Origin of the sequence: Actinotignum timonense, assembly GCF_030216305.1 — a bacterium.
In the GTDB taxonomy this organism is placed as follows: Bacteria; Actinomycetota; Actinomycetes; order Actinomycetales; family Actinomycetaceae; genus Actinotignum; species Actinotignum timonense_A.
Genome location: NZ_JASOKT010000007.1, coordinates 1 through 22753, shown reverse-complemented (window position 1 = coordinate 22753; position 22753 = coordinate 1). Strand labels below are relative to the sequence as shown.

The following is a 22753-nucleotide window of genomic DNA, read 5'->3' as shown; positions in this document are numbered from 1 at the left end:
TTGCGCATTGACCTCGTCTCGGTTTTCCCGGAATTCTTCGATGTCCTCGATTTATCACTGGTGGGCAAGGCGCGCCGTCGCGACGTCGTCGATATTCGCACCCACAATCTGCGCGACTGGACCAGCGACGTCCACCGCACCGTGGACGATACCCCCATCGGGGGCGGGGCTGGCATGGTCATGAAACCTGACGTCTGGGGCCGTGCGCTCGATGACCTTATCGGTCCGAGCGCACCGGAAACAATCACCCTTGCTATTCCCACCCCCTCCGGGCGGCCCCTCACCCAGCGCCTCGTGGAAGACCTGGCAACCCGGGAACGTATCATTATCGCCTGCGGGCGCTACGAGGGAATCGATGCGCGGGTAGCTGAACATTACCGCGGGCACGGGGTGCGCGTGGAGGAGTTTTCCCTCGGGGACTATGTCCTCAACGGTGGGGAAGTGGCGGCAGTGGCTCTCGTGGAGGCCGTTACCCGTCTCATTCCCGGCATGGTGGGTAACCCGGAGTCCCTCGTGGAAGAATCGCACGGTGCGGCAGGTTTGCTCGAATACCGTGTCTACACCCGCCCCGTTAGCTGGCGAGAGCTCGAGGTACCCGCGGTGCTGCTGAGCGGTAACCACGGGGCGGTGGCGCGTTACCGGCGCGACGAAGCTATCGCGCGCACCGCTGCGCGCCGTCCCGATATGATCGCGGAGCTGAATACCTCGCAGCTGGACAAACACGACCGGCCGGCGCTCGCGGCGGCGGGCTATGTATGGCGCACCAGCGACGTACACCCGGTGGCGGTGGATACTGAGGTCCTGGGGGCTGCTGGCGCCGTCGTTTCCGGCGACGGGGCGCAACCGAACAAAACGTTTTCGGGTGGAGCACTCGAGAACGGGCTGGACCCGGCCGGCGCGTTCCTGGGCGAGACTCGACCGGCCGGCGCGTTCCCGGACGGGGCGCGACGGCGCACCGCAACCGAGCTGGCTGAGCTGGCCACCCGTACCTTCCCCGATGCATGCCCGCGTTACCTCAGCGAGGCGGATATCGCCGCTTTCGTAGCTGAGAATCTTTCCGTCGCAGCTTTCGAAAACTACCTTGCCGACCCGCACTGGATGGCGGTGGTGGTGCGTGCCGCCAGCGGAGAGTCACGCGGGGAATTGCTGGGGTACAGTCTCACCTTGCTGCCCGATAGCGTGGTGGGAATGGAGGGCGACGACGTAGCCGGGCGTGAGGACGGTGCGCCATTCACGCGCCTTCCGGAACGGGAGGGCCCGTTGCTTGAGCTCTCTAAGTTCTATGTGGAGCGCAGCTGGCACGGCAGCGGGGTAGCGGATCTGCTCTGGCGGGCAACGGTGGAGGCGTGCCGGGCCCGAATCCCTGATGTTGAGGCGGCGCCAACACCCTACCTGTGGCTCGGAACGAATAAAGACAATCGGCGGGCCCAACGTTTCTACAAACGCTGTGGTTTCCGAAAAGTAGCAACCCGGGAATTCCAGGTGGGTGAGGTAATCAACTCGGATCTTATTTTTGCCTGTCCGCTGACTGTGGCATAATAGTGGAGTTTCCTCGCTTTCATAATGCGCTGAGCCTGCCGCAGGGGGTCGCGCATCGGCGAGATCTTAACCGATAACAGCGCCCCTGGCCTGCGTGCAGAGGCGGAAAGTGAATGAATAATGCAGACTCTTGATGTAGTTGATGCTTCGCGTTTGCGCGACGATATCCCCGATTTCCGCGCCGGTGACACCGTGCGTGTGAACGTGCGCGTCGTGGAAGGTAACCGCACCCGTACCCAGGCGTTCCAGGGTGTTGTTATCGCCCGCCAGGGTGATGGCCTGCGCGCCACCTTCGATGTCCGCAAGATTTCCTTCGGGGTGGGCGTGGAGCGTAAGTTCCCGGTGCATTCGCCTTCCATCGAATCAATCGAAGTGATTACCCGCGGTCGGGTGCGTCGCGCCAAGCTGTACTACCTGCGTGATCGCCACGGTAAGGCAGCGAAGATTCGCGAACGTCGCACCGACTCCAAGTAAGGAACGGTACGAACTTCTCGTTCACATATGGACCCGCATCTCGGTGCGGGTCCATTTTTATACCCATGCTGGTCCTGGTTACTAACCCGCGATAGCTGCGAATTTCTCCCGGTATCCGCCAGTAACCGAAGGTAGCAGCAAATAACGGTGAGCGAGGGCTGGAGCATTCCTGGAGCCTCGCCAAAATAGCGTGGCACGACGGCGCGGATAACCTTAGGTACGCTCAAGCGCGCTGGTAGCATGGAATACGCATATCTTTTATCTATTTCAGGCGGAGGGGCGTATGGGCGAGGGCACGTCAGGCGGGTCACGGGCATCGGAGGATGCCTCGCGGTGGCCAGCAGGGCGGACCCACCGGAGCCAGGCTCGCGGCCGCCGGGCCGCTACCCCTACCTCCACCCCTACCCCACCTGAGCTGCCGGAGCCGTACGCGGCCCCGGCGTTCCTCGAACCTTCAGCTGTGCCGGACGTGGATGAGCTACCGGATCTCGATGAGCTATTTGACGCGGAGGAGTCACCAGCCTCGGAGGCCACTCCCGCCGCTGCTTCCATCGCTCCTGCAGTAGCTCCCGTCGCTTTCACCGGAGCTCCAGCCGCTCGCGGCACCGTTACCGCCGCAGCTGCTTCCGCCGCGACCCCCGCAACGGGGCACACCTCAGCAACACCAGCACCAGGGCCAGATTCCGAGCCAGCGCCTTGCCCGCCCACACCACCAGAATCCAACGGAGCAAAAAACGTGTCGGAGGGGCCCGCTAAGATAAATGCAGCTGAAGCCCGCTTACGGCTGACGCTCACGGAGCAGCTCTCCAATGCTGATGAAGGCCTCTATGCCGAAGCTTTGCGAGATGATCTAGCCCGGGCGGAAGCACATGTCAATCACGGAGGAGTCACCATGAATACAACGGACGGTCAGTCCTCCGCTGCCAATATGGAGCAGCCGCCCTCGTACCCTCCTGAGGTTGCTCCGGTACGCCCCGATGCTGAGACCCGGGAAGCCCCCGTGCGTAATTCACGTTTGCGCAGCGTAGTGGAGATGGCCCTGACTGTCGCCGTCGTTCTTCTGGTTTCCGTCATTATCAAAACCTTCTTTATCCAAGCTTTTAACGTGCCTTCCGGTTCCATGGAAACTACGCTGAGTACCGGGGATAAGTTCTTCGTGAACCGCATGGTGACCGATAATGAGGACTTACGCCGCGGCGATATCGTGGTCTTTGTGGACCCGGGCGGCTGGCTGGATGATGTGGAAGAAAACCGCTCCTGGATTGCCCAAACCGGCACTCGTATCCTGCAAGGCATCGGGCTTCTTCCGGCGGATTCTGGCCACTACCTGGTGAAACGAATTATTGCGAAGGGTGGGGATACCGTCAGCTGCTGCGGAGAAGATGGCCGTTTGCAGGTCAACGGCGTGCCGATCACGGAGGAATATCTCAATTACGGGGTTTCACCCTCCTTGCAGAAATTTGAAGTGAAGGTCCCGGAAGGTTACCTGTGGATGATGGGGGATAACCGCGCCAATTCGAAGGATTCGCGCTGGCACCAGCGTGAATCCGGAAACGGATTCGTGCCGGTAGATAATGTGGTGGGCCGGGCCTGGTACGTTTTTGCTCCGTGGAGCCGCCACGGGCGCCTACCTGATATGAGCCACGTTTTCGCCGGTGTTCCCGAACCTGCTGCGCCCGCAAGTGTGCGGCTTGCGCTGCCGGAGAACCCCGTTGATCCGCGCTCCTTATACGCGGCCACGGCGGCCCAGCCGGGGCTGCCTAGCTCCACGCTCTCCGGGCAGGGCAGGTAGCACGCGTGCAGGAACCTGATCGTACAGTTGAAAAAGAACTGTTAGCTCGGCTCGAGGAACGCGGCGGGCGTATTCTCGCCGCCGTGGATGAAGTGGGTCGCGGTGCTATCGCCGGGCCGGTCTGCGTGGGTATTGCTCTCCTGGACAGAAATACTCCGGATGCTTTCCCGCCCGGATTACGCGATTCGAAAATGCTGAGCGCGCACCGCCGCGAAACGATCTACCAGGCAGCCCGCGATTGGCCGCTAGCGGTTGCGGTAGGAAGCGCCCCCGCCAGCGTTATCGATCAGGTCGGAATTATTGAAGCATTGCGCTGCGCAGCCGCGGACGCCCTCGCCCAGCTGGAAAAAGAAGGACTGCACCCCGATGCCGTTCTTCTTGATGGAAAGCACAATTGGTGGGCCCAGGATTCCCTTTTCGATGCCGAACCGACCGTCCCGCAGCTTCCGGTCACCACCGTGATTAAAGGGGATGCTTCCTGCGCCGGGGTTGCCGCGGCCTCCGTCGTCGCTAAAGTTGAACGAGACCGCTATATGGAGGCGCTCGCGAAAGAATTTCCCGATTACGATTGGGAACATAACAAAGGGTACGGTACGCCCTCCCACCTCGAAGCTATCGCGCAGGTGGGGCCGAGCCCGTATCATCGAATGTCGTGGCATTTGCCCGCGGTAAGGAGTGAATAATGAGCGAGATTGACGGCTACGAAGCCGAACTGGAACTCGCGTTATATCGCGAGTACCGCGATGTTGTGAAGATTTTTCGGTACGTGGTGGAAACCGAACGGCGTTTCTACCTCGCCAACGACGTAGACGTGAAAGTGCGATCCTCCACGGCAGGGGATGTGTTCTTCGAAGTGAATCTCACCGATGCGTGGGTGTGGGATATCTACCGCACCTCCCGGTTCATCCGCTCGGTACGCGTGGTGACCTTCAAAGACGTCAATATTGAAGAGCTCAACCAGACCGATATTACCCGCGAACTCGATCTGCCCGGCTCCTCTCTTTAATTGGAGGCTGTTGCGTTGTGAGTTCTCGGGGAGCTCGCTTTTATCCACAGGTTTCTGAAACGACGACGCTATCCCCAGCCACGCACCCCTCGAGCAACCATCGGTAATTTCCGCGCCACACTAGGGGCATGTACCAGTGTGAAACTTTGCATGCCAGCATCGCCCGCAGCGAGCTTGCCCCGCTTCCCGCTTCCGCCACCACCAGGGAGCTAGGGGAATGGGGAGAAAGCCTGGCCGCCGCATATGTGCGGGAACACGGCTACCAGGTGCTGGCCCAGAATTGGAGATGCCGGCGCGGGGAAATTGACCTGATATGCCGCGAAGAACCCAGCGGGGCTTTGGTTGCGGTTGAGGTGAAAACCCGGCGCGGGCACAATACGGTGCCGGCACCGCTGGCCGTCAGCCCCGAAAAGTATCGCCGGCTCCGGTGCCTCCTGGCGCAGTGGCTCCACGCTGATGGCGCGCACTACCCTGATCTCGCGGTGGATATCGTGGCCGTCACCGTGCCCACCTCCGGTCCCGTTACCATCGAGCATCTGCGGAATGCCTCATGATTGGCACCTCCCATACCGTCTCGATCCTCGGAGTCCAGGGCCTGCCCATCCGGGTGGAAGTAGCGATCCTTTCAGGTCTGCCGAATTTCACGATTGTGGGCCTGCCTGATGCGGCGGTGAGCGAATCACGCGAACGCATCCGGGCCGCTTTCGCCGCCGCCCGGATCAACTTCCCGGCCGGGCGCGTCACCGTCAATCTGTCCCCGGCAGATACCCCGAAAGTCGGCACCGCTTTTGATGTGGCAATTGCTGCCGCCATCCTCGCTGCGCAAGCCCACACCCACCTGCCACCCGGCACTGTTTTCCTGGGCGAATTAGGTCTGGACGGATCGGTACGCCCGGTGCGGGGAGTATTACCGTGCGTGCTGGGCGCCGCCCACCACGGCTTCCGGCACGCCATCGTTCCCCACGGTTGCGGAACCGAAGCTGCACTCGCCCAGATCCAGGTGGGAGAAATCTGGCATATCACCCAGATCGCCCAGCGCCTGGGAGCGGCCAGTGACCCGGTGCCACCGCCGCCACCTGTGCCGGTAGCCCAGCCTCGCACCAGCACTGATATGGGCGACCTCTCAGAGGTACGGGGCCAATACCTGGCCCGCCACGCCCTGGAAATAGCAGCCGCGGGAAGCCACCATCTCCTCATGATCGGAGCACCAGGAGTGGGTAAATCTATGCTCGCCACCCGCCTACCGGGAATCATGCCGCCCCTCACCCGCGCCCAAGCCGTAGAAAGTGCCAGTATTCGCTCCATTGTGGGGCAATTTGAGGAGATCACCACCCGACCTCCCTACGTGGCGCCCCATCATACGTCGAGTGCCACCGCGTTGGTGGGAGGCGGAAGCCGGCCCCGCCCCGGCGCCATCTCCCTCGCGCACCACGGCGTACTTTTTCTCGACGAACTTCCCGAATTCACCACCCGGGCTATCCAATCTTTACGCGAACCCATGGAATCCGGAGAAGTGCATATTCACCGCGCCCAAGGCTCGGTATGCTTCCCGGCTCGTTTCCAACTGGTCGCAGCAGGAAACCCGTGCCGGTGCGGCAGGCTACTAGATTCCCCAACCTCTTGCACCTGTTCGGGAGCGGACCGCGCCCACTACCAGCATCGCATCGGAGGTCCGCTGCGGGATCGCATCGATCTCATGGTGAATCTGCCCAGGCCGAGCCGGGCGGAATTAGCCGCGGGCAATAGCGGCGATAGCAGCGAAACGGTTGCCGCGCGGGTGCGCGAAGCACGCGAACGCCAACACCACCGCTTCCGGAGTGAAACCTGGGACGTGAACGCCGCTATCCCAGGCACCTGGCTCCGGGCCCACACTCAGTTAGCAACTAGCTCAAGCGCGAGTCTGAGCGAGGCCCTCACCCGCGGCCTCATCAGCATGCGAGCCGCGGATAAAATCCTGCGAGTTGCCTGGACCCTCGCAGACCTAGCCGGCCATACACAACCCACCACCGACGACGTTGCCGGGGCGTTCGCCCTGCGCGGGAAAGGAAATTCTGGCTATGACGGAGGATAAAACACCCCGGACCAGCAGCGAAATAACGGGAGCTGCCGGCGCGAGCGGCACCGCCGCGGAAACGGCCGACACGCTAGCGGCTCACCCGGGAACTACCGGAAAAGGAGCGGCTCACCCGGGAACTACCGGAACAGGAGCGGCTCACCCGGAAACCACCGGAACAGACGCTGCCGGTTGGGAAGAAGAAACCGCAGCAATGGCGTGGACACGCTTGGCCGAAGGGGAGGATTACCACGCCGTTGCTCTCACCGATAACCTCGGTTACGCCGGAGCGCTTGCCTGGCTCGAGGAAGCACGCGCAGGCGCACCAGTTCCTGAACCGCTACGCGCGGCAGCTAGCCGCTGGAGCGCCCGGTACGATGCACAGGGCTTTGCGCGCGACCGCGAACTACTCAACCGAGGCTACGGATTCACGTACCCGGGTAGCCCCACCTGGCCGCAATCCTTAGCGCAGCTCGGGGAACAACGTCCGCTGGGGCTGTGGTGGAAAGGAAATATCGCGGCACTGGATCGTCCCGCGCTCGCGATGGTGGGCTCGCGCGCCGCTACCGACTATGGCGAAAAGATCGCCACCGATTTTAGTTACGAGCTGGCCGAACGCGGTGCCCTTATCGTTTCCGGGGGAGCCATAGGTATTGATGCGGCCGCCCACCGTGGCGCCGTGCTTGCGAATGCTCCGACCGCGGTGGTGTTCGCCAGCGGGATCAACCGCCCCTATCCCAAAGCCCACCAGGAACTCTTCGCGCGGATTCTTGATACCGGCGGGCTCGCCCTCTCCGAAACCGCACCGGGCAATGCTCCCCACCGGCACCGTTTCCTGGCCCGAAACCGGATCATTGCTGGCCTATCACAAGCCGTTGTTGTTATTGAAGCTCCCTACAGGTCGGGCGCCATTAACACCGCGGGGCACGCCCATACCTACGGCATCCCGGTCGGGGCAGTACCCGGCTCCATTTACGCCATGTGCTCAACGGGATGCCACCGGCTGCTGCGGGAAGGTGCAGTGTGCATTACCCGGGTGGAAGATATTGTGGAAATGCTCGGCTTTAGCGCCGGCCAGCAACTCCTCCATGTCAATCGCACTCGGACTGCGGCGCAGGGAAACGGGGCGGCTCATGACCGTAGCGGAGCCGCAAGCCGGACGGTCACTCGTGCCCTTGCCAGCGGGGTGCAATTAGGGCTCGGGCTTGCCGTTACCGATCCGCTTGCCGGTGATCCGCGGGCGGTGCGGGTGCGTGATGCGCTACCGGCTCGTAATTACCAGCCGCTGGATAAAATAGCGCAGACCGCGGGAATGGGATTTGCTGAGGTGATGGCGGCCCTCGGGAAACTCGAGGTAGCAGGAATCGCGGAAAGTCGAGGAGGGAAGTGGCGCCTGACGCCCCAGGCTCGGGAGGCGAGCCGGCAGCGGTCCTCCTAAGACTGGCATAAACTGGGGAGCATGCGAGTAGCAGATATCTTGGAACGTTATGAGCGAGAATTGCGGCTGCGCCGCGGATACTCCGAACATACGATCCGCGCCTATCTGCATGAGGTGCTCTCCCTCCTCACTTTTCTCCACGAGCTATCCACCGGAAACAAAGCGGGGGATGAGGACTTATCCGACCTCGATATTGACCTCGAACACCTGGATCTCGCTGATCTGCGGGCTTGGCTAGCACATTCGCGCGAACACGGTAGCGCTTTGGCTTCGATGGCCCGGCAATCGGCCGCGATACGAACTTTTAGTTCCTGGGCATACCGGTGCGGCTATACCGCTTCGGATGCGGCTTCTAGGCTGAAATCACCTCGGGTCACCAACGAGCTCCCGCATGTTCTCAACGAGCACCAGGCCCAACAATTGCTCAATAATGCGAAAAGCCACGCTGTTGAGAGCGGAGAAGCTCTTGCCTACCGGGACTGGGCGGCTCTCGAGCTCATGTACGCGGCGGGTTTGCGCGTGAGCGAAGTCTGTTCCTTGGATATTGACCAGGTTCGCCCCGATCTGACGGTGCGCGTCGTCGGAAAAGGAAATAAGGAACGCGTGGTCCCGTACGGGGTGCCGGCCATGCGGGCCGTGCAAGAATACCTGCCTGCGCGTGCCGCTCTTATGAAAGAACCGACTCGGGCGCTTTTTTTGGGGGCGCAAGGTAGGCGCCTCAACCCGCGCTCGCTGCGCGACGTCGTGCACCGTGCCGCCAGCCGCGCGGGGGTGCCCGATATTACCCCCCACGATTTGCGCCATTCCGCCGCCACGCATCTTCTCAACGGCGGCTCGGATTTGCGCAGCGTCCAAGAGATTCTCGGCCACTCCTCCCTGCAAACCACGCAGCGCTACACCCACGTCAGCGCAGATAGGCTGCGGGCCGCATTCGCGCAGGCCCATCCGCGGGCCTAAGTACTCCTCACCAGAAACATCGTTGAAGCACCACAGAAGCATCCCTGAAATACCACACGAGCGTCACGTGAGCGTCACGGATGTTACGGGTACAGGCGAATTTCACGCCGGTAGAGGAGCGAGAGCGGGTCAATATAGGTTTTCCCGCGCCGTGCGCCCCAGTGCAAAACATCCCCGGGGAAGCGCCCGCCATCCTCATGGCCGGCCAGCAACGTTCCAATCACGGTCCCGGCGCTCACGGTATCCCCGCGGTGCACGCTTGGCTCCACGGGTTCATAGGTGGTGCGCAGGCCATTGGCGTGTTCAATAGAAATAACGGGGCGGTCCGCGAGCATCCCGGCATACACCACGGTGCCCGAGCCAGCAGCCAGCACCGGACTCCCCGCTGGAAGCTCCACATCGACACCGCGATGCCCGGGCAGCCAATTGTGCTTGGGCGGATCAAAGGGCCGGGTCACCACCGGCGCGCTACCGGTAGGGGAGTGGAAGCCGGTGGCGCGAGGCTGCGCTGCTTTCGTATGGGCTACATTTTCAGCGTCCGCCACGGGCGTGGACGTAAGTGGTTTTTCCGGCTCGCTATCCGTTGTCGAGGTTGCGGCCGGCGCGGGGGTATTATCCGACGACGCCGCCACCGTGCCAGATGCTGATTCTGAAATAAGGCTCGCCACCAGGGTAAGAGCTGCGCCGGCCGCAGCCAGGCAGCGTGCCACGATTATGCGCCCCGCACGGGAGCGCGAGCGCACTGCGGCCCGGGCACGGGTACTGGTGCCCGGGCCACAGCGTGCACCGGGGAATTGAGTCGCAAAAATCCTGAGAGTCTTCATAGGGCTGAGCATGCCCTGGCTAGGACTCGCCTGCCAGAGGGCCACCGCAGGCTGTGGATAGTCGATGCGTTCCAGCATCCTGTGGATAGCTCGGGCTTGTATCCGGGCGCTCGCCCCGGGATTTTGCGCTGTTATCCGCGGTTTTTGCCCTTTAGGCGCATCGTTTCCCGCCGCCCGCGGGTATTCTCTTTCGAAGCGTGCCGGTCCTGGCTCCGCGCCGTTCTCGCATCGCTGCGGGAGCGTAACCGCTCCGCCTCCGCCATCATTCGCAGATAGCGATCCAGCCGGTCCACGTCCAAAGCACCGCTCGCGCATGCCTCGCGCACCGCACACCTCGGCTCTCGCCCGTGGCTACAATTCGCGAAATGGCACGAAGCAGCTAGTTCGCGAATATCCGCGAAGGTATCCGCAATCGCCTCCGTGTCCATCGTGGCTCCCAGTGCACGTACCCCGGGAGTGTCGATGACCGCGAAGTGTTCTCCGCAAACCAGCTGGCGTCCGGTGGTGGTGTGCCGACCCTTATGGTCGCTTTCGCGCACCGTTCCCACCGTCTGGGTGGCTCCGAGCAAGGTATTGGTGAGGGTGGATTTTCCCGCGCCGGAGCGCCCCACCACCACGACCGTGCCGGAGAGGAGCTCAACGAGTCGCGCCACGTCCACAGCCGAGCGCGCATCAAGCGCAAGCACTTCTTCGCACCCTTCCCCCAGTTCCTGAAGATCTGCCGGGTTTGCCAGGTCCGCCTTCGTGAGCACCAGCCAGGGGCGGGCCCCGCTCGCGTGGGCCAGGGCCACGAAGCGTTCGATACGCCCGCGACTGGCTGCTGGCACCGCGGGTTCCACAATGAGAACCACATCAATATTCGCGCAGATAGGTTGCTCGAGAGCAGCACGGCCCACCGACGGGCGGGTGAGGTAGGTCCGGCGCGGCAAAATGTCGAGAATATGCCCGGCATCATCCACGCCTACCCAGTCACCCACCATCGGCGGCCAGGATTCACTATCCCGGCAGTGGCCCGGAATATCGAGGTCAATGCGCAACGGTGCCCCGTCCGGCGCACCATGCGCAGCCCCGTCCGGCACCTCGTCCGGCGCACCGGCCTCATCAACGCGGAGAACCTCAACGGCGCCGCGATGTACCGCGGCGATCCGCCCGCCGTGCACGCGCGCGGCGCCGCCAAGGCTCATTTCCGCGACTGTCAGGTAGGCGGCCCAGCGTTCATCAAAACCCAGAAAAGTCATAAAACATCCCTCCGCATACCCGAACGCAGCCGGGCCACCGCATGGCGGGTCGCTAATACACCGATACCGGCCCAGAGCGCCGCAACCGCAATATCGCGGACTACCAGCCACCCGGCCGGCTCAGCGATACCGGCAATGGTTCCCGAGAGGGGGACGGCATTCGCCAGTGCTGCCAGCACGGGCGGGTAGTACTCGAGAGGCACAATAACCCCGGTGAATACCGGCAAGAACGTCGCGAGTAGCGTTGCCCCCAGATACGGATCGGGCAGATCCACCCCGATCCCGGCCGCTGCCACTCCGAGCAGCACCCCGCATACCAAAGCAGCCACCGCTAAGAGCGTCACTCGCCCCAGCAGCGCGGCATCTTTGTCCGGGGAGAGCAGGCAGACGGCGCCGATGGCCGCACTACCGGTGGAGACCGCCAAGATACATGGAACGGTAGCCACCGCCACCCAGTACACCACGTCGAAGCGACGGCGCAGGTGAACTTCCTGGAAGATCCCCAGCGCCCGGTCGGTTGCCACCGCGCTGACCACTCCGGAGGCCACCGACGTGGCCAAAGCAACCAGCGCCGCGGCATAGCCGGTGCGCACCAGGTCCGGGGTTCCCACATCATTGCCGAGCACCACATCAAAAAGCACGTCGAGGAGCGGAAGCACCAGGAGGGCGGTCACCGCCGTCCCCACCGTCGCAAAGGTCACTGACGAAGCCCAGGAGACCCGAATAATCGAGCGATAACGCGTCAGCATCACATCACCTCCAAAGTCCCGGAGCGGGTAGCACGGCGCAGCGCCGCGCGTCCCGCCACACCCGCCGCTGCCAGCCACGTACCCAGCACGACCGCCCAGATCGCCACGTCGCTCCAGGTAATAGCTTCTCCGAAGAGCAGGGAGGTGGGCATCGAGAGGGGGACGAAGAGGGAGAGATAGGCCAGCCAGGCAGGTGGCGCCGTCGTCGTAAAAAGAATCCCGGATGCTAAAAACATCGGAACCAGAAGCAGACCTTCGTAACTAATCGCGTTCGGGGTGAGCACGAAAAGCGCGGCGATGACGAAGGATACGCTCAAGCAACCCATCCACAACAGAAGGACGCCGCACGCAAAACCCCACGACGGTGCAGTAAAGGTGATTGAGGCGGAGCACAGAGCCCACGTCACCCAGGCCACCGGGAATGCCGCCAGCCCGAAGGAACCGGCCGATGCCACCACCGCGGCTAGGCTCCGTAGCGCCCCAATCGGCGCGCTCACCAGGTAGACGAGGGTGCCCTTATAACGCTCGAAACCAATAATTCCGGCGGCGCAAGTGGCCGTGGTCCACATGCCGATAATCCCGGCACGCACCCACCCCTGCGTCGCGCTCATAGTCCCGAAAGCTCGGAAACTCAGGAATTGCACCAGTGCGGTGGCGAGCGTCGTCGTCACCATGAGCTGGATAAAATAGGGGACAGACACAAATTGGCGCACGTGAAAAGCGCTCATACGTAACTGCCGGATCACCGCGCCAACCCATCTGCCAGCGCCAGATACGTTTCCTCCAGCGAGGCCGGGCGGGTCACCAGGTCCTCCGGCTCGTGCCCGAGAAGCGCCACCAGGCGTTCGGCTTGCGCACCGGAGCGCGCATCCCAATAGATCGTGACCGCCCAATTACCCGCGCGCGGACGGCGAATAATCACCGCTTCGGGGAACGCAGCTTCGAGGCCCGCGAAAATATCTGCCTTGCGCGCACCCAGTGTGAACGTTGTGGTTGCACCCACCCCGGCATAGTCCGCAATATCGCGCACACTGCCGCGAACCGCGATTTTGCCGGTGCCGATGACGGTGATGATATCCGCCAGTTCTTCCACCTCCGGCATGGAATGCGAGGTGAGGAGCACGGCGGCGCCGCCGGCGGCAACCTCGCGGAGAATATCGCGCACCGTTAGCGCGACATCGGGGTCCAGCCCCGTGGTCGGTTCGTCAAGAAGAAGGAGTGGCGGGGCGCCCAATAAGGCGCGCGCCAGGTGGAGACGCTGGCGCATACCGCGCGAAAACTGGCCCACCTTGGCCCCGGCAGAATCGGTGAGCTTGACACGCTCAAGAACATCAGCGACGGCGCCGCGCCGCTGCCCGCTCGCCACCCCTTGCAGGTCGGCAAAATAGAGGAGATTATCGCGCGCCGTAGCCCGCGGATAAAACCCGAGGTCGCCGCCTAACACCAGGCCCAGGCGTGAGCGTGCCTTCTCCGGATGGCGCACCGCGTCAATCCCCGCGATCCGCACCTGCCCCGACGTGGGGGCCAGCAAGGTGGCGCACATCCGCACCGTTGTGGTTTTCCCGGCCCCGTTCGGACCGAGCAAGGCATGCACCTGGCCTGCCTGCACCTGGAGGGACACATCTTCAACTGCAACAAATTTATCTTTCCCGAAAACGCGCCGCACATGGGCGACATCGAGGACGGGAATATGAGGATCTATCAAAATCCTTGTCCTTATCAATCCAATTGCCGTATTCAGGGCAGCATGAACCCCTCCCGCACCCGCCATTTAGGAAAGTACATAGGCGTACTCACCCGGAGGCTTCAGAAAAGTAGTTATAAGCTCCGGGCGCGCATCATCGCTAAACGCGTGCGAGAATACGACTTTCTCGCATTTTTATATAAAGAGAATTTCCTTGATGCGATAGGTGTTGGATTCAAGGACTCTCATAGGGCAGGTCGCTCCTAGATTGCAGTGTTAGTAACTATGCAGGTCATCCTATAGTCATGTGGCAACGCTGTACAACCTCAGCCGCATCGTGAGACGTAGCGGGTGCACGTGTGCGAGCGGCGCTCGCCCTGACGGTCCCGCACCATATACGCGCCGCCCCGTATACGTGCTTACCAGGCCCGTCTATGTGCCCGCCCCGTGCGCACACTCTCTAGCCGCAATATTCCCGCGAAAATCACATCCGCCCGCCGTTCCCCGTTTTTCCGGGTGGGGTAGTATGTACAGGCGGCCGGTTATCTCCGGTCGTAATACGCGTGCCCGCATACGAGGGTCGCGGATCGGTCCCGCTATGGGCTGCCCAGTGGGTGGCGCATATTGGGAACCGTGGTTCGTGGGCACCAGGGCGCGGCGGCAATTCCGCCGTCGTGCAAGAACCGATACCGCGCCATCGCCCCGATGGCGCCTGAGAAAGGACGCCGCATGGCTGTCGTCACCATGAGCCAGCTGCTGGAAGCTGGTGTGCACTTCGGGCATCAGACCCGCCGTTGGAACCCGAAGATGAAGCGTTACATCCTCACGGATCGTAACTCGATTTACATTATTGACCTGCGCAAGACGGTCGCCGATATCGACCGCACCTACGATTTCGTTAAGGAAACCGTGGCGCACGGCGGAAATATCCTCTTTGTGGGCACCAAGAAGCAGGCGCAGGAAGCCGTGAAGGAACAGGCCGAACGCACCGGGATGCCCTACGTGAACGAACGTTGGCTGGGCGGCATGCTCACCAACTTCCAGACCGTTGCCAAGCGTATTGAACGCCTCAAGGAACTCGAGCAGATGGACTTCGAGGACGTTGCCGGCTCGGGCCTGACCAAGAAGGAACTCCTCATGCTGTCCCGCGAAAAGGACAAGCTGGAGAAGACCCTCGGCGGCCTGCGCGATATGCACCGCCTGCCCTCCGCCGTGTGGGTTGTGGACACCAACAAGGAACACCTCGCGGTCTCCGAAGCCAATAAGCTCAATATTCCGGTGGTTGCCATCCTGGACACCAACTGCGATCCGGACGAAGTGGCCTACCCGATTCCGGGTAACGACGACGCCATCGGCGCCGTCGGGCTGCTCACCCGCGTCATCGGTGATGCGGTAGCCGAAGGCCTCCTGGCCCGCGGTGCCGGCAAGAACGCCACCGAAGATGCGATGCCCGAATGGGAACGCGAAGTTCTCGCGGCCGGGGAAGCTACCGAAGAAGCCCCCAAGGCTGAAGAAGCCGCTCCCGCCGCGGAAGCCGAAGCAGCTCCGGCCGAAGCCACCGAATCCGAAGAAAACAAGTCCGAAGAAGCTGACGCCCAGGCCTAAGCCTGAGCGCTACAAGTGAGGAGTGAAGCATGGCTAATTACACAGCCGCCGATGTGAAGGCGCTGCGTGACAAGACCGGCGCCGGCATGATGGACGCCAAGAAGGCTCTCGACGAAGCCCAGGGGGATTCCGCCAAGGCCGAAGAGATCCTGCGCGTTAAGGGCATGAAGTCCGCCGCCAAGCGTTCGGATCGCACCGCTGCGAACGGTCTGGTGGCCTCGCACGTATCCGATACCGCTGCCGGCCAGCGTGGCATTCTCGTGGAGATCAACGCCGAAACCGACTTCGTGGCCAAGAATGAGAAGTTCATCGGTATGGCCGATGAGATCCTCACCGCCGCCGTGGATTCCGGCGCCGATACCGTGGAAGCGCTGCTCGCCGCCAAGCTGGGCGACGGCACCGTTGCGGATCGCATCACCGCCATGACCGCCGTCATCGGCGAAAAGATGGAAGTCTCCCACGTGGAAGTCCTCGAGGGTGAGCACGTGGAAGCTTATATGCACCGCACCAACCCCGACCTGCCCCCGCAGGTGGGCGTGCTGGTTGCCACCGATGCCAAGGCTGCCGAAGTTGCGCACGACATCGCCGTGCACATCGCCGCGCTCGACCCGAAGTACCTCTCCATCGAGGACGTTCCGGCCGACGTGGTGGAAACCGAAAAGCGCATCGCCACCGAAACGACCATCGCCGAAGGCAAGCCGGAAAAGGCCGTGCCGAAGATCGTGGAAGGCCGTATGCACGGCTTCTACAAGCAGGTCGTTCTCGAGGAGCAGGGCTACGCCCGCGAGCCGAAGACCCCGGTCAAGACCATCGTGTCCCAGACCGGCGGCAAGGTGACCGGTTTCAAGCGCCTGCGCGTCGGTTCGCACGCTGAGTAAGTTTGCGCGCACCGGGATGTAGTTTCCGGTTGCCGGGAGCCTAGCTTTCGGTTGCGATAACGCTAAACGCCGGAGGGCGGGAGGTACGAGAGTACGTCCCGCCCTCCGTTGTATGTAACGCCGGTGCCTTGCGTGTAGGTGCGGTGCGATTGGTGGGCGCCGGTGCGGTGTGTGCGCGGTGATGCGCGCCGTTAGTACGACGACGCCGCCCCGCGTGCCGCGGGGCGGGGCCAGCCCACCGTCCGCACCGTCGGCGAGGGGCGATCACCATGATGCGCCGCGAACTGGCCCGCCATCCCAGAGCACCGTAGCCTGCACCGTAGGGCCCGCCGTCCGCACCGTGCCCCGTCTCTATCTGCTCGTAAATATCTATAGCTCTCAGCGGGCACTTTCACATAAGATGAGGGGCGCTGAACTGACAAAGGAGTAAGAGGTGAGCATAACCATTCCTGATCCGCATACCCTCGCGGTTGAAAACGCCCGCGCGGCATACAAGAAAACTAAGAAACCGCTGACGCGATCCTTCGTGATGGCGCTCTCCGGCGGTGCCTTCATTGGCATGGGATACATTTTCTACATTACGTCGCAACAGGGCCTGGCTGACGGGCCGCTCGGCCCGGCGAAAGTCCTGGGAGGCCTGTGCTTCTCCGTCGGCCTCATCCTGGTGGTGCTGACCGGCTCGGACCTCTTCACCTCAACCACGATGACGGTCATGCCGCTCTACCACAAGCGGGTGCGCCCACGGCGCTTCTTCGCTCACTGGGGCACCTCCCTGGCCGGCAATCTCGTTGGGGCACTGTTCCTGGCGTTGCTCGTCTTCGGGGCCGGCCAGGCGCTCGCCAACGGCGGGGCATGGGGCGAAGTTGCCCTCCACACGGCGGCGGGCAAGGCCGCGCATTCTATCCCCGAGTCCTTCCTGCTGGGTGTGCTCGCGAATATCGCGGTGTGCGCTGGCGTGTGGATCGCGCAGTCGGGGCGGTCCACGGCGGATAAGATTCTCGCCTGCCTGTGTCCCATTCCGCTCTTCGTTGCCGCCGGCTTCGAGCACTCCATCGCCAATATGTTCCTGCTCCCGCTCGGCCTCATGTGCAAGTACTGGGGCGGGGATGCCTTCTGGAATTCCGAAGCGGTGCTCGCTTCCGGCCACGGGCTCGCCGACTACGCCGCGTTCACGCCGGGCGCCGTCGCCCTCAATATCGGTGTGGTGATTCTCGGCAATATTGTGGGCGGCGGTTTCATCCTCGCCACCTACTTCTGGGTTGCGTATCTGCGTGACGACGACGCAGCCGACGTTTACGACGCACCGCTCAAGTAATCCACGGTGCCATAGCCATCGCCCCGGGTACGGGGCAAGGACATCCCCAGGTACGGGCGCATGGCCATCCCGACTGCTGGGCAAGATTTCTACCCGGCCACGGGGCAAAGAAAGCGGGGGCTCCTGAGTGGAGGCCCCCGCTTTCGCGTGTGTCGGATGCTACGCGGCTGCTACACCACGAAAACGGCCACGCAAGCCAGCCCGATCCCCACAATCACCAAGGTGAGAAGGAAACCGAAGAGGACGGTGCGTGCCCCCGTATGCATAATCGTCTTGAGGTGGACACCGGCGCCCATGGCGCCCATGGCGGCGATGAGAAGCCAGTTAGCAACGTCGTTACCAAGAATCTGCAAGGCACTGGCCGCCCAAGCCTGGTTTTCCAGCACGGAGGCGATCCCCACCGCGATAAGGAAGCCGAGCACAAACAGCGGGATGAGGGGAGCAGAGCTACGGGTGTGCCCGTGGGCATCAAGCGCCGCCCCGTCCAGCCCCGCGGCGCGGGCCTCACGTTGCTTAGCGGCGCGCTCCAGTAGCCCCACCACGGCGATAACGGCGGCCAGGCACACCACGCGCCCGAGCTTGGCAGCGGTCGCGGTATCGGCCACCCCACCGTAAATATTCGCGGCGGCCACCACCTGGCCAACCTCGTGAATGGTGGCACCCATCCACACCGCCGCCTGATTGGCGCTCAAATCCAGCAGGTGGGCCAGCCAGGGGAGGACCACCAGGGTGAGGGTACCGAAAAGCGTGACGCAGGCAATGGCGGTTGCCGCGGCGGTATCACGCTCATCTTCGTTACGTACCCGCACCACGGCGGAGGTTCCGGCCACCGCGGAGGCTCCGCAGATTGAGGTGCCCACGGCGGTGAGAATAGCCGAGGCATGGGGCACTCGCAGGAGTTTACTCAGCGGCACCGAAATGAGCATCGTTGCGGTCACGCAGGTGATGATAGTGATAAGAGTGCCCCAGCCCAGTCCCAAAATTGCGGGGATGGACAGGCGCAGCCCCAGGAGCACCACTCCGGTGCGTAGCACCCGCTTGGACGTGAAGGTGAGACCGCGGTTGGCCGAGCGGGGAATAAGTCCCAGGTTGCGCACCAGCATGCCCAGTACGATGGCGAAGAGCATGGCAGAGAGCAGGGGCATCAACTTACTCAAGCCCCAGGATGCCACCGCGATGAGAGCGGCGAGCAGCACGCCCGGCGTGAGGGCGCGCAAGGACGCCGCCCACGTGGCGGCGTCGAAAGAAGTATTTTTATTAGACACCCGGATATTATGCCTCAGCGCGCGCTGGTATGGTTAAGCCCGATGAACTGAGCGACGGGAGGCAATGGTGACACTACTGGAACATGACGCGAGCTCGGATGGAGTCCGCCGAGTTCTTCTAAAACTATCTGGAGAAACTTTTGGGGCGGGTAGCGTCGGTGTCGATGCCGCAGTGCTCCAGCGCGTCGCCGGGGAAATTGCCGAAGCGGCGGCTTCGGGAATCCAAGTGGCCATCGTTGTAGGCGGAGGAAACTTCTTCCGCGGAGCCGAATTGCAACAGTCCGGAATGGATCGGGCCCGGGCGGACTATATGGGGATGCTCGGCACCGTCATGAACGCGATCGCGCTCCAGGATTTCATTGAGCAGGCCGGCACCCAGTGCCGCGTGCAAACCGCGATCCAGATGACCCAGATCGCCGAACCGTATATTCCCCTGCGCGCCATCCGCCACCTCCAGAAAGGGCGGGTGGTTATTTTCGGCGCCGGGGCCGGCATGCCCTACTTCTCCACCGATACCGTGTCCGCCCAGCGCGCCCTTGAGCTGCGCTGCGATGAGCTCCTCATGGGCAAGAACGGGGTAGACGGAGTCTATACCGCCGATCCGCGTACCCATCCGGAAGCGGAAAAGCTCAGCACCATTAGCTACGATACAGTGCTTTCCCACAACCTCCAGGTGGCCGACGGCGCCGCCTTTGCCCTGGCGCGGAATAACTCCCTGCCGATGCGGGTTTTCGGGATGACCGAGCCGGGGAATGTTACCGCCGCGCTGCGCGGTGAGAATATTGGAACGGTGGTCTCCGCTCAGGGCGCATAGCCCCGCTAAGCCGGTAAGATATGTCACATCGGGCGCGTGGATGCTGCTGCGTCGTCGTACCACGTAGCTACGCGCCGTGAACGAAACTGCGAAGGAAAAAATATGATTGAAGAAGCTTTGCGCGAAGCCCGCGAAAAGATGGGCAAAACTATTGAAGCAACCAGCGAAGAATTTTCGCATATCCGCTCCGGGCGGGCCAGCGCCGGGATGTTCAACCCGATTCTGGTGGACTACTACGGCACCCTCACGCCGCTCCAGCAGCTAGCCACCATCACCATCCCCGAACCGCGCACCGTCATGATCACGCCGTTCGATCCGGGTGCCAAGCAAGGGATCGACAAGGCGCTGCGCGAATCTGACCTGGGCGTCAATCCCTCCGATGATGGCAACGTGCTGCGCGTGAACCTCCCGGCCCTGACCGAGGAACGCCGCAAGGACTACGTCAAGCTGGCTCGCAACCGCGCTGAAGATGGGCGCGTGTCCATCCGCGCGGTGCGTCGCAAGGCGAAGGACACCCTCGAAGCTATTCAAAAAGATGGCGAGGCCGGGGAAGATGAAGTCAAGCGCGCCGAAGACGAACTGGAAAAGCTGACGAAGAGCTTCGTGGAGCAGATCGATAAGCTCCTCGAAGGCAAGGAAAAGGACCTGCTCGAAATCTAATGTCGCGCCCCTCGTTGCGGAGCATGCTCGCTCCGCGTCCCCCCCAACCGCCGCGCCCCACCTCCTCGCGGGCCGGCCGGAATCTCAAAGCCGCCGTCCCCACCGCGCTCATCCTGCTGGCGCTGGTGGCGCTTAGCGTTCTCTGGCGCATCGAGCTTTTTGTGGTGCTTGTGGTGGTGGCGCTCAGCTTTGCTGTATGGGAGGCCGCGGGCGCGTTTCTCGCGCGCCGTATTCGACTCCCGCTCACGATGCTGCTGGCCGGGAATATCGCCATACTGGCGCTTGCCTGGTGGCGCGGACTCGGCGCCGCCATGCTGGCGTTCGGGGCGACGGTGGTGGCCTGCGCCGTGTGGCTGGGGATACGCGACCGGGCGCGTGCACAGGTGAGCGACGCCGCCTGCGCAGTTTTCGTTTCCCTGTGGATTAGCGTGCTGGGGAGTTTCGCGGTGGCGCTGTGCCAGCTTGATTCCCCAGCGTGGATGGTGGCAGCGCTCATCCTCCTGCCCGTTGCCAATGACACGGGGGGCTGGGCCGCCGGCGTGCTTTTCGGGCGCCATCCGCTCGCCCCGCGCATCTCCCCGAAGAAAACCTGGGAGGGGCTGGCCGGGTCGGTGCTGGCCTGCCTGGTGGTGGCACTTCTTCTTGCCACGGTGGCCCTGGGGCACAGCGCGTGGTGGGCGCTGGCCATCGGTATGGCGGCGGTGGTGTGCTGCACCGCCGGTGATCTGCTTGAATCACGCCTCAAGCGCTGGCTCGGTGTCAAGGATATGGGAGCAATTTTCCCCGGGCACGGTGGCATGCTGGATCGCATCGATTCCATCCTGCTCTGGGCGCCGTTCTGCTACCTCTTCTTCGCTGCGGCGCAAGGGGTGTTCTGAAGGACTCTCCAAATTTCCACACCGTAGTACCGGGCGGTGCTGCGCTGTGAGCGAGAGCGGCGCGTGGCGGGCGCATATGGCAAAATGAGTGCGGCACATTAAGAGGGAAGGTCGGCATGCCGGCACCGTGGTGCTGGCACAGACAAGTGAGGTGAGTTGTGAGCACGTTTAAGCGAGTGGGTCCGCTCACGCGCGGATACAATACCGAGCAGGTCGATGATTTCCTCGCCCGCGCGAAAGACGCATATTCGCGGGGAACTGGCGATATGGACGAAACGGATGTGCGGCGCGTCGGGTTTTCCCGCCAGCGCGGCGGATACGATCCGGCCCGCGTGGATGCCGCCCTTGATCGCCTCGAAGCCGCCTTTATTCACCTCAAGCGCGCAAATACCATCGGGGCGCGCGGGGAACAGGCCTGGCTCAACCTCGCCTACCAGGATGCCAAAAGTCTCTACCCGCGCCTGCTACGCCCGGCCGGGCAACGTTTTGCCGACGCCGAAGACTGGGGATACCGCAAAACGGACGTTGATGAGCTTCTTGACCGCCTCGCCCGGTATTTCGACGGCGAAGAAACCGTAACCTCTGAAGTGGTACGGGATGCTATTTTCCCGGAATCACGCGGAAAAAATGCTTATGATGAGGCCGTCGTGGACGTGTTCCTCGAGCGAGCTGTCAGCGTCTTGCTTGCGGTGGAGTAAACACACCGCGATGAAACGCTCCATTTGGCCGCATCGAGCCGCATCCTCGCTGCGCCGTCTCACGGGCGCGGATAAATCCCGCGCCCTGGAATTTTTAGCCCGCGACCCGATCAATTCCGTGCTCGCCCGCGTCAATGTGGAACGCATGGGCGTGGGAACATCCTCGGCGCTGGCGGCGATGCACCGCCGCGATATTGAAGCCCTCGCTTGGGACGGCGGGAATATTATTCCCCTCGGATTTTCAGCGGCGGGGCTGCGCGAACTAGGCGACGACATTCTGTCCCGGTATCGGGTAGCCTGCTCCATCCTCGGGCCAGCCGACCAGGTTCTTGGACTATGGGAGCACCTGGAGCGCTCCTGGAGTCCCGCCCGCGAGGTTCGCGCGCGCCAATATTCCCTCTCCCTGACCCACGCCTCCCCGGTGGTGCCCGATCCGCAGGTACGCCCGGCCGAACCCTGGGAATTTGGCGCTGTTTTTCCGGCGGCGGTGGCTATGTTCACCGAGGAAGTCGGATACGATCCCACCGTGTACGGACCCACCTACGCACGCCGGGTCCGGGAGCTCATCCGCGCCGGCCGCACCTTCGTGCGCATGGGCATCGACCCCACCACCGGCGCCCCGCGGGTTGAATTCAAGGCGGATATCGGTGCGCTGGCCGGGGGAGTGGCGCAGATCCAAGGCGTATGGACCGCTCCCGACCTGCGCGGGCGTGGGATAGCAACCCGGGCAATGGCCAGCGTCGTCGATCAGGTGCGCGCCCGCCACGCGCCCACCGTCTCCCTCTACGTCAATGACTACAATGCCGCCGCGGTGCGGCTCTACCAGCATGTCGGCTTCAGCCGCGCGGGGGAGTGGGCGACGGTTCTCCTCTAGCTGCGGGGGGGG

The 22753-nt window shown here is 62.9% G+C and carries 23 protein-coding genes; 17 read left to right on the top strand and 6 right to left on the bottom strand.

What is annotated here, in order from left to right:
- From trmD to QP305_RS05065, 9 genes are all read left to right on the top strand, one after another.
- Positions 1–1539: a tRNA (guanosine(37)-N1)-methyltransferase TrmD gene (trmD, locus tag QP305_RS05105; protein WP_284904405.1), complete on the top strand. Its 1539-nt coding sequence runs from the start codon at positions 1–3 to the stop codon at positions 1537–1539.
- A gap of 120 nt (positions 1540–1659) precedes the next feature.
- On the top strand, positions 1660–2013 hold the full coding sequence (rplS, locus tag QP305_RS05100) for a 50S ribosomal protein L19 (RefSeq protein ID WP_016442470.1): 354 nt from the start codon (positions 1660–1662) through the stop codon (positions 2011–2013).
- A gap of 892 nt (positions 2014–2905) precedes the next feature.
- Complete coding sequence (gene lepB, locus QP305_RS05095) at positions 2906–3805, top strand: signal peptidase I (RefSeq protein ID WP_284904340.1); 900 nt, start codon at positions 2906–2908, stop codon at positions 3803–3805.
- Positions 3806–3810: 5 nt separating this feature from the next.
- The gene (locus tag QP305_RS05090; protein WP_284904338.1) at positions 3811–4488 is read left to right on the top strand and encodes a ribonuclease HII; all 678 of its coding nucleotides are present in this window, start codon (positions 3811–3813) and stop codon (positions 4486–4488) included.
- Entirely contained in the window at positions 4488–4811 is a 324-nt protein-coding gene (locus QP305_RS05085) for a DUF2469 domain-containing protein (RefSeq protein WP_026428528.1), read from the top strand. The genes QP305_RS05090 and QP305_RS05085 overlap by 1 nt, the downstream gene beginning before the upstream one ends.
- 128 nt (positions 4812–4939) lie before the next feature.
- Complete coding sequence (locus QP305_RS05080) at positions 4940–5365, top strand: YraN family protein (RefSeq protein ID WP_284904337.1); 426 nt, start codon at positions 4940–4942, stop codon at positions 5363–5365.
- Complete coding sequence (locus tag QP305_RS05075) at positions 5362–6882, top strand: YifB family Mg chelatase-like AAA ATPase (protein WP_284904336.1); 1521 nt, start codon at positions 5362–5364, stop codon at positions 6880–6882. The genes QP305_RS05080 and QP305_RS05075 overlap by 4 nt, the downstream gene beginning before the upstream one ends.
- Positions 6869–8302: a DNA-processing protein DprA gene (gene dprA, locus QP305_RS05070; RefSeq protein WP_284904334.1), complete on the top strand. Its 1434-nt coding sequence runs from the start codon at positions 6869–6871 to the stop codon at positions 8300–8302. The genes QP305_RS05075 and dprA overlap by 14 nt, the downstream gene beginning before the upstream one ends.
- A 21-nt stretch (positions 8303–8323) precedes the next feature.
- A complete protein-coding gene (locus QP305_RS05065; protein ID WP_026428531.1) occupies positions 8324–9259 on the top strand; it encodes a tyrosine recombinase XerC in 936 nt (311 codons plus the stop codon).
- 83 nt (positions 9260–9342) lie between these two features.
- On the opposite strand, the gene QP305_RS05060 is transcribed toward QP305_RS05065, so the two are convergent.
- From QP305_RS05060 to QP305_RS05040, 5 genes are all read right to left on the bottom strand, one after another.
- Positions 9343–9969: a M23 family metallopeptidase gene (locus QP305_RS05060; RefSeq protein WP_284904332.1), complete on the bottom strand. Its 627-nt coding sequence runs from the start codon at positions 9967–9969 to the stop codon at positions 9343–9345.
- Positions 9970–10214: 245 nt separating this feature from the next.
- Positions 10215–11321 carry a ribosome small subunit-dependent GTPase A gene (gene rsgA / locus QP305_RS05055; protein WP_284904331.1) on the bottom strand — a complete coding sequence of 369 codons (1107 nt, stop codon included), beginning with the start codon at positions 11319–11321 and terminating at the stop codon, positions 10215–10217.
- Positions 11318–12070, bottom strand: coding sequence for an ABC transporter (locus tag QP305_RS05050; protein ID WP_284904330.1), 753 nt, complete (start codon positions 12068–12070; stop codon positions 11318–11320). The genes rsgA and QP305_RS05050 overlap by 4 nt, the downstream gene beginning before the upstream one ends.
- Complete coding sequence (locus QP305_RS05045; protein ID WP_284904329.1) at positions 12070–12798, bottom strand: ABC transporter permease; 729 nt, start codon at positions 12796–12798, stop codon at positions 12070–12072. The genes QP305_RS05050 and QP305_RS05045 overlap by 1 nt, the downstream gene beginning before the upstream one ends.
- A 14-nt stretch (positions 12799–12812) precedes the next feature.
- The gene (locus QP305_RS05040; protein WP_284904327.1) at positions 12813–13775 is read right to left on the bottom strand and encodes an ABC transporter ATP-binding protein; all 963 of its coding nucleotides are present in this window, start codon (positions 13773–13775) and stop codon (positions 12813–12815) included.
- A gap of 708 nt (positions 13776–14483) precedes the next feature.
- On the opposite strand from QP305_RS05040, the gene rpsB reads away from it, so the two are divergent.
- The 3 genes from rpsB (at position 14484) to QP305_RS05025 (ending at position 17552) form a co-directional block, all read left to right on the top strand.
- Entirely contained in the window at positions 14484–15359 is an 876-nt protein-coding gene (gene rpsB, locus QP305_RS05035; protein WP_284904326.1) for a 30S ribosomal protein S2, read from the top strand.
- 29 nt (positions 15360–15388) lie between these two features.
- Positions 15389–16237 (top strand): translation elongation factor Ts, encoded by an 849-nt coding sequence (gene tsf, locus QP305_RS05030; protein WP_284904324.1) that lies wholly within the window; start codon positions 15389–15391, stop codon positions 16235–16237.
- A 433-nt stretch (positions 16238–16670) separates the two neighbouring features.
- The gene (locus tag QP305_RS05025) at positions 16671–17552 is read left to right on the top strand and encodes a formate/nitrite transporter family protein (protein WP_284904323.1); all 882 of its coding nucleotides are present in this window, start codon (positions 16671–16673) and stop codon (positions 17550–17552) included.
- 170 nt (positions 17553–17722) lie between these two features.
- On the opposite strand, the gene QP305_RS05020 is transcribed toward QP305_RS05025, so the two are convergent.
- Entirely contained in the window at positions 17723–18817 is a 1095-nt protein-coding gene (locus QP305_RS05020; protein ID WP_284904321.1) for a YeiH family protein, read from the bottom strand.
- Between the two features lie 64 nt (positions 18818–18881).
- Here QP305_RS05020 and pyrH point away from each other — a divergent pair, with 64 nt between their 5' ends.
- The 5 genes from pyrH to QP305_RS04995 all read left to right on the top strand — a co-directional run bounded on the left by pyrH (position 18882) and on the right by QP305_RS04995 (position 22741).
- Complete coding sequence (pyrH, locus tag QP305_RS05015; protein WP_284904320.1) at positions 18882–19631, top strand: UMP kinase; 750 nt, start codon at positions 18882–18884, stop codon at positions 19629–19631.
- Between the two features lie 102 nt (positions 19632–19733).
- Complete coding sequence (gene frr / locus QP305_RS05010) at positions 19734–20291, top strand: ribosome recycling factor (protein ID WP_016442491.1); 558 nt, start codon at positions 19734–19736, stop codon at positions 20289–20291.
- Positions 20291–21169 (top strand): phosphatidate cytidylyltransferase, encoded by an 879-nt coding sequence (locus QP305_RS05005; RefSeq protein WP_284904318.1) that lies wholly within the window; start codon positions 20291–20293, stop codon positions 21167–21169. Before frr ends, QP305_RS05005 begins: the two co-directional genes overlap by 1 nt.
- Before the next feature lie 158 nt (positions 21170–21327).
- Positions 21328–21867 (top strand): DivIVA domain-containing protein, encoded by a 540-nt coding sequence (locus QP305_RS05000; protein WP_284904317.1) that lies wholly within the window; start codon positions 21328–21330, stop codon positions 21865–21867.
- A gap of 10 nt (positions 21868–21877) precedes the next feature.
- Positions 21878–22741, top strand: coding sequence for a GNAT family N-acetyltransferase (locus tag QP305_RS04995; protein WP_284904316.1), 864 nt, complete (start codon positions 21878–21880; stop codon positions 22739–22741).
- Positions 22742–22753 lie beyond the last annotated feature (12 nt).

Bases quoted from the DNA above. Each gene is read 5' to 3' on its own strand.
- rplS (WP_016442470.1), top strand. From the start codon at position 1,660: ATGCAGACTCTTGATGTAGTTGATGCTTCGCGTTTGCGCGACGATATC.
- lepB (WP_284904340.1), top strand. From the start codon at position 2,906: ATGAATACAACGGACGGTCAGTCCTCCGCTGCCAATATGGAGCAGCCG.
- QP305_RS05085 (WP_026428528.1), top strand. From the start codon at position 4,488: ATGAGCGAGATTGACGGCTACGAAGCCGAACTGGAACTCGCGTTATAT.
- QP305_RS05080 (WP_284904337.1), top strand. From the start codon at position 4,940: ATGTACCAGTGTGAAACTTTGCATGCCAGCATCGCCCGCAGCGAGCTT.
- QP305_RS05075 (WP_284904336.1), top strand. From the start codon at position 5,362: ATGATTGGCACCTCCCATACCGTCTCGATCCTCGGAGTCCAGGGCCTG.
- dprA (WP_284904334.1), top strand. From the start codon at position 6,869: ATGACGGAGGATAAAACACCCCGGACCAGCAGCGAAATAACGGGAGCT.
- QP305_RS05065 (WP_026428531.1), top strand. From the start codon at position 8,324: ATGCGAGTAGCAGATATCTTGGAACGTTATGAGCGAGAATTGCGGCTG.
- rsgA (WP_284904331.1), bottom strand. From the start codon at position 11,321: ATGACTTTTCTGGGTTTTGATGAACGCTGGGCCGCCTACCTGACAGTC.
- QP305_RS05050 (WP_284904330.1), bottom strand. From the start codon at position 12,070: ATGCTGACGCGTTATCGCTCGATTATTCGGGTCTCCTGGGCTTCGTCA.
- QP305_RS05045 (WP_284904329.1), bottom strand. From the start codon at position 12,798: ATGAGCGCTTTTCACGTGCGCCAATTTGTGTCTGTCCCCTATTTTATC.
- rpsB (WP_284904326.1), top strand. From the start codon at position 14,484: ATGGCTGTCGTCACCATGAGCCAGCTGCTGGAAGCTGGTGTGCACTTC.
- tsf (WP_284904324.1), top strand. From the start codon at position 15,389: ATGGCTAATTACACAGCCGCCGATGTGAAGGCGCTGCGTGACAAGACC.
- pyrH (WP_284904320.1), top strand. From the start codon at position 18,882: ATGGTGACACTACTGGAACATGACGCGAGCTCGGATGGAGTCCGCCGA.
- frr (WP_016442491.1), top strand. From the start codon at position 19,734: ATGATTGAAGAAGCTTTGCGCGAAGCCCGCGAAAAGATGGGCAAAACT.
- QP305_RS05005 (WP_284904318.1), top strand. From the start codon at position 20,291: ATGTCGCGCCCCTCGTTGCGGAGCATGCTCGCTCCGCGTCCCCCCCAA.
- QP305_RS04995 (WP_284904316.1), top strand. From the start codon at position 21,878: ATGAAACGCTCCATTTGGCCGCATCGAGCCGCATCCTCGCTGCGCCGT.